Origin of the sequence: Psychrobacter sp. (genome assembly GCF_018260395.1) — a bacterium.
In the GTDB taxonomy this organism is placed as follows: Bacteria; Pseudomonadota; Gammaproteobacteria; order Pseudomonadales; family Moraxellaceae; genus Psychrobacter.
On sequence record NZ_JAGLBC010000105.1, the window covers coordinates 1 to 6,723 of the forward strand.

General features: G+C 36.9%; 5 protein-coding genes. 3 read left to right on the forward strand and 2 right to left on the reverse strand.

The window, feature by feature from the left end; genetic code table 11:
* Positions 1-189: 189 nt before the first annotated feature.
* The 3 genes from QZ265_RS08230 (at position 190) to QZ265_RS08240 (ending at position 2,459) form a co-directional block, all read left to right on the forward strand.
* The gene (locus QZ265_RS08230; RefSeq protein ID WP_296405191.1) at positions 190-777 is read left to right on the forward strand and encodes a YceI family protein; all 588 of its coding nucleotides are present in this window, start codon (positions 190-192) and stop codon (positions 775-777) included.
* 62 nt (positions 778-839) lie between these two features.
* Positions 840-1,622 carry a DUF305 domain-containing protein gene (locus QZ265_RS08235; RefSeq protein WP_296405193.1) on the forward strand — a complete coding sequence of 261 codons (783 nt, stop codon included), beginning with the start codon at positions 840-842 and terminating at the stop codon, positions 1,620-1,622.
* A 270-nt stretch (positions 1,623-1,892) separates the two neighbouring features.
* Positions 1,893-2,459, forward strand: a complete 567-nt coding sequence (locus QZ265_RS08240; RefSeq protein ID WP_296405195.1) for a hypothetical protein — start codon at positions 1,893-1,895, stop codon at positions 2,457-2,459.
* A gap of 122 nt (positions 2,460-2,581) precedes the next feature.
* Here QZ265_RS08240 and tkt read toward each other — a convergent pair whose 3' ends face one another.
* Positions 2,582-4,582, reverse strand: coding sequence for a transketolase (gene tkt / locus QZ265_RS08245; protein WP_296405197.1), 2,001 nt, complete (start codon positions 4,580-4,582; stop codon positions 2,582-2,584).
* Positions 4,583-4,832: 250 nt separating this feature from the next.
* Positions 4,833-6,119: a serine--tRNA ligase gene (gene serS, locus QZ265_RS08250; protein WP_296405199.1), complete on the reverse strand. Its 1,287-nt coding sequence runs from the start codon at positions 6,117-6,119 to the stop codon at positions 4,833-4,835.
* Positions 6,120-6,723: the final 604 nt, after the last annotated feature.

Here is a 6,723-nt window from a genome sequence, read left to right on the forward strand (position 1 = left end):
ACTCTTCTTCTCATCATTTCTAAACGTTGCACTTCATCGTTGAATCTAAGGTTTATAAAAAACTACATTCTTAATAATAACAACAATAGACAATCGGTTAATTGAAAAGTGATAAAATAAGCCAATAGCTATCTCTTTTTATTAGATAATAAGCTTTTAACCTAATTCTTTGCATTATTCGGATTATTAATGACAATTGCCAAACGTTCTTCTTCAATTGCTGTATTAAGCCTAAGTTGCGTAAATTTGGTGCCTACATTAGCAACAGCGGCTAGCTCCAAAAAATGGCAATTAAATCCTGCCAAAACAAAAGTTAATTTTGAGGTTTCTTATTTAAAAAATGCAACTATTCAAGGTAAATTTAATAAGACACAGGGCACTATCGACTATGATGAATCAAACCCTCAGAATACCAAGATAAATTTCACCGTTTATACTGATAGTATAGATACCGATCTGAAACCACGTGATTATTTTATTCGCAGAAAGGAGCTTTTAAATACTAATCAATATCCTACTTTGAAATTCAACTCAACTAATATTAGGTTTATAAACCTAAAAGAAGGATATGTATCGGGCAACTTTACTGCTTTAGGGCAAACCAAACCTATGACAGTGAAAGTTACTTTAACTGATGCCAATGCTCAAAAGACCACTTTAAACTTTAAAGCCACTGGCATGATTAATCGTTATGATTATGGTGTAACAGCTTTTCCTGGGGTATTTGGCACTACTATACCTATCACTATTTCAGGTGAACTGATTGCTGCCAAGTAGTTTTTTTTAGCAAGTTAAACACTAAACAGATTGCATGAGTAATAATTCATTTTGGAGAAATTATGAATTCTAATCATTTAAAAATTAAGCCATCTTCAATCTCTACTAAAGCATTTCTAATTAAACCTTTGAGTTTGGCTGCTTTTTGTCTATCGACTGTGTTATTCAGCGCATGCCAGCCTAATTCTAACAACGCTGATAAGAATCCAGAAACTGAAATGACTTCGGAAAACCATGACAATAGCATGGACCATGATTCTCATAATGCTTCGCAAGAGATGACAGATCATGAGATGACTGATCATAAGAAGACTTCAGGGTTTGGCAAAGAATACATGGACAGCATGAATAACATGCACGAAGACATGATGAAAGGTACTACCGCTAATAATGCAGACGTAGCATTCGCCAAGGAAATGTTGTCTCACCATAAAGGTGCCGTAGAAATGGCTAAGATACAGCTGAAATACGGTAAAGATGAAACTATGCGTAAGCTTGCAGAAGACATTATTGCAGCTCAAGAAAATGAAATTAACCAAATGAATAACTGGTTAGCATCTAATCCAGATACTGAAGAACAAGTCTATACTAAAGAAATGCAAAAAGCATATAATGATAGCATGATGCCAATGCACGCAGATATGATGCAAGGCATTCAAAGTGAAGATGCTGATATGGCCTTTGCTAAAAGTATGCTGCCTCATCATAAAGGTGCTGTAGCTATGGCCAAAGTTCAACTTAAATATGGTAAAGATAAAGAAATGAGACAGTTAGCTCAAAATATTATTTATGCTCAGCAATCTGAAATAGAGCTAATGCAAAATTGGATTCAGCAACATTCATAATTAAAATTAATATCACCACTAGCTTTAATTACGGTATAAGTTATAACAATATTTTAAAATCTCGCTACTTTTATGGTAGCGGGATTTTTTTGACTAAACATAAAGTATAAATGCCATGTGCCATTAATAACAAATTTTTCGCAATTATTTGACAGATTTATATAACATATGTTTGTTTGTTTGTATAAGTCTATATCATACTACTTACTTTAGAGATAATAATTAAATTATAATTTTATAAGATTGGTTACCTACTTAAAGGGGGGGGTTATGAAAAAAATTGCAACTTATCTTTGTTTAGCTCTGGCTTGTACCTCTATGTCTCATGCAAAAACCATAGCGGGTTACAGCTTTGAAAAATATCCTGCAAAAATTTACACAGGTAAGAAAGCACCTTTAAATTTAGATGGATGGAGTGACTTTAGGACTCGTCTCAGGGATGCTCATAAAGATAGTGAAATTAACTTTGCGGGCAACTATATTGTAACGACATGGGGCTGTGGTACAAGCTGTATAATGGGTGCAATGATTGATAAACGTACTGGCAAGGTATATAGCTTACCACTTGGTGAAATAGAAGATGGTGTAACCCCTTATGATTCTGATGAAGAATGCTATGCTGAGGGTGCGCAATTAGATCACAGTGAGAGATTGGCTTTTTATCCTAACAGTCGATTATTTATCACTCGAAATTGTGAAGGTGAAAAAGTAAACAACACAACAGGAAAACAAATAATAACTTATTTTGTCAACATCTGGGATGAAAAAACAAAGAAATTTAACTTAAAAAAAGTTAACCAATCAAAAATTGTTAAAATTGATTATAGCCAATTTTAGATATTCCTAGTTTTAAACGAACTTTTCAATCTTAGCACTACTTTGCAAAAGATAGTGCTAAAAAAAAGCTGCCAAAACTATCTGACAGCCTTCTATTCTAACAATAAACTAGCTAAGCAATTCTATTCAACCAAACTAGTCACGGCTTCAATCACAGCTTCGCTTGTAATACCAAACTCTTTAAATAACTCTTCGGCTGGAGCAGACTCACCATAAGTAGTCATGCCTATTATTTTGCCGTCGAGACCAACGAACTTATACCAATAGTCTACGTGAGCCGCTTCAACCGCAACACGGGCTAAAATATTTGAAGGTAATACGGATTCACGATAATCAGCATCTTGTTGACTATATACTTCAGCACATGGCATAGATACCACACGGACACCAACACCCTGCTCGCTTAAAGTGTTGTAAGCCTCCATAGCAAGAGCCACCTCTGAACCAGTTGCAATAATTATAGCTTGAAGCTCAGACTTCTCTTTGGCTAATACATATCCGCCTTTAGCAATATTAGCCACTTGTTCACTATCACGCTGCTGATGTGGAAGGTTTTGACGGCTAAAAATTAAGGCAGAAGGATTATGCTTCGCTTTTAAAGCTTCTGTCCAAGCAGTTGCAGACTCTGTGGTATCACAGGGACGCCATGTATAAAGATTTGGTGTAGTACGTAGACTGGTCAATTGCTCAACCGGTTGATGCGTTGGGCCATCTTCACCCAGACCAATAGAGTCATGCGTATAGACATGAATAATGCGCTGCTTCATCAAAGCGCCCATACGTACCGCATTACGAGCATATTCCATGAACATCAAGAAAGTAGCTACATAAGGAATAAAGCCGCCATGTAAAGCAATACCATTGGCGATAGCAGTCATACCAAATTCACGAACACCATAATAGATATAGTTACCCGCTGCATCAGTATCAATACCTTTAGCATCTTTAAACAGTGTTAGATTTGAACCTGCTAGATCGGCTGATCCGCCTAACAATTCAGGTAATAAAGGCTGGTAGGTATTAATAGCATTATGGCTAGCTTTGCGGCTGGCTACGTTTTCACCCTGCTCTTGACACTGCTGAATGTACGCTTTTGATTTTTTATCAAAATCTGCTGGTAGCTCGCCCTCTAGGCGACGTAATAACTCTTCAGCAAGCTCAGAATATGCTTTTTTATACGCTTCAAAGTCAGCATTCCAATTTTTTTCTAAAACATCCCCTTTCGCTCTGGCATCCCAACCTTCATAGATCTCTTCATCCAACTCAAAAGGTTCATGCGTCCAAGCCAACTCACTACGAGTCAAAGCAATTTCATCATCTCCTAAAGGCGCTCCATGACTAGAGGCTTTACCCTGTTTATTCGGACTGCCCACACCAATAATAGTTTTACAAATGATCAAGCTTGGTTTGCTAGTTTCAGCAATGGCTTCTTCGGTGGCTTTAGTAATAGCGTCTGTATCGTGTCCATCAACTTTAATAACCTGCCAGCCGTAACTCTCAAAGCGCATCTGGGTGTCATCTGTAAACCAACCCTCTACATCACCATCAATTGAGATACCATTATCATCATAAAAGAAGACTAATTTACCCAAGCCCAAGGTGCCAGCTAAAGAGGCAACTTCATGGCTAATGCCTTCCATCAAACAACCATCACCTAAAAAAGCATAAGTGTGGTGATCAATGATGTTATGACCTTCACGGTTAAATTGAGCCGCTAAGGTTTTTTCTGCAATAGCAAAACCCACCGCATTGGCAATACCTTGACCCAAAGGACCGGTTGTGGTTTCAACACCTGGGGTATAGCCCAATTCTGGATGACCAGGCGTTTTAGAATGTAATTGACGAAATTTTTTAAGGTCATCAATACTAAGGTCATAGCCAGTTAAATGCAGTAGAGAATAAATAAGCATTGAACCATGACCATTTGATAATACAAAACGATCACGGTTATGCCAATTTGGGTTGGAAGGGTTATGCTTCAAGAATTTACGCCACAATACTTCAGCAATATCAGCCATACCCATTGGTGCGCCTGGGTGCCCAGAATTGGCTTTTTGTACCGCATCAAATGAAAGCACGCGAATGGCATTGGCTAGTTTGCGTTCAGATAGAGGTGTTGACATGAATGAATCCTAGGTTTTGGTGGTCAATTAAAACGAAATAAGATTTTGCTATAAATATTTATGCAATTATTAAATGTACTGATTTTTTGTACTGCTTATTTGGAAAGCTAATAGGATAAATGATAAACAAACCATAAATCATTTATCCTATTGGTCAGCTTTAAGCATAAAACTTAAAAGTTAACTCAAGACTATAAGCTAGAATAACTATAAGCTTTAATGACCTTAAGCTTTAATGACTATAAAACAGTTAAGCAGTAATAGATTCAGCGCCGCCCATATAAGGACGTAGTACTTCAGGTATCGTGATACTACCATCTACATTTTGGTAATTTTCCATAACTGCCAGTAACGTACGCCCAACTGCTAAACCTGAACCATTTAAAGTATGGGCATACTCGGTTTTTTTACCGTCTTTAACGCGTGTACCCATACGGCGTGCCTGAAAGTCACCACAGTTTGAGCAACTTGAAATCTCACGATAAGTATCTTGGCTAGGTAACCATACCTCAATATCATAAGTACGTAAGGCGCTAAAGCCCATATCACCGGTGCATAATTTAACCACACGATAAGGTAGCTCTAACTGTTGCAATATATCTTCAGCTTGGGCCGTCATTTGTTCAAGTAGTTCATCAGACTGTTCAGCGGTGCTAATGTTTACCATTTCTACTTTTTCAAATTGATGCTGTCGAATTAATCCACGAGTATCACGACCATGTGAACCCGCTTCACTACGAAAACATGGCGTGTGTGCAGTAAATTTAAAAGGTAATTCGCTCGCCTCTAAGCGCTCACCACGCACCAAGTTAGTCATTGGTACTTCAGCCGTTGGAATTAAATAAAAGCCCATTTCTTCATTATTGGTGTGATTGGTTAGTTTAAAAAGGTCTTCTTCGAATTTTGGTAATTGACCTGTGCCCTTTAAGCTATCAGAATTTACAATATAAGGCACATAACATTCAGTATAGCCATATTTAGCAGTATGGGTATTCAACATAAATTGAATTAAGGCCCTATGTAACTGAGCCAATTGTCCTTTCAAGACATTGAAACGACTACCCGTCAATTTAGCGGCAGCACCAAAGTCTAATTGTTCTAAGTACTCACCAATATCGGTATGATCTTTAATTTCAAAGTCAAATTGCCTTGGCGTGCCCCATTGTCTTATTTCAACATTATCATCTTCTGACTCACCTTCTGGTACGTCATCGGCTGGGATATTTGGGATTTGTAACGCCGCATCATAAATTCTATCTTGCAGTACTTTCAAGTCTTCTTCAGCTTTTTTAATGTCGCCACTGATTGACTGCATCTCAGCAAGTAATTCGCTAGCATCTTGACCGCTTTTTTTGAGTGCGCCCACTTGCTTAGCACCTGCATTACGCTTGGCTTGTAGGTCTTCGGTGATAACCTGTAGTGATTTACGCTGTGATTCCAATTGCTCCCAAAATTCCACATCAAGCTCATAGCCTCTTTTGGCAAGCTTCTGTTTTAATTCAGTTAAATCTTGGCGTAAAAACTTAGGATCAATCATGTGACACCTTTTTCTAAAAATAATAAAGACCTTTATCATACTAATATAAAGATCAAATGGCTAAACTAGTCACTAAATAAAGTTATAGGAATATCAATCATAACAACAAAGAGGTAATGGGCTTAAGCTTATCTTATACTTATTTTTATCATAGACAATTAATCCAGCATTATACTAAAACTTAAGATAATCTGTGATAAAGATGCCCAAATCCTATCCCTTAATAATGTTGCCTATAATAACAAGACAAAGCATTTTTGACCATGTTAAAAATCGATATGGGCTAAAATTCGTTAAAACTATTCAATTTTAATGAATAAATTGTAATAACTTAAACTGCTTATTAAATCCCCATATCAATAATGTATTGCTAATCTTTTTTTAATACTCGTTGCATCTGGCACTTAATAACGGTTTACTTCAAGGTTTAAAGTTCCAATTGGCCTCAGTTTTCGGTAAGATAGCAGAATCGCACTGGCATATTAGTTTGGCTAATGGGCGCCTTTGATTATATGATACTTAAATATATGCTTCTTAAATATATGCTTCTTAAATATATAGCGCGCCCATAAGCTCAATGCCTACCAATTTACCTTTTTGTCCA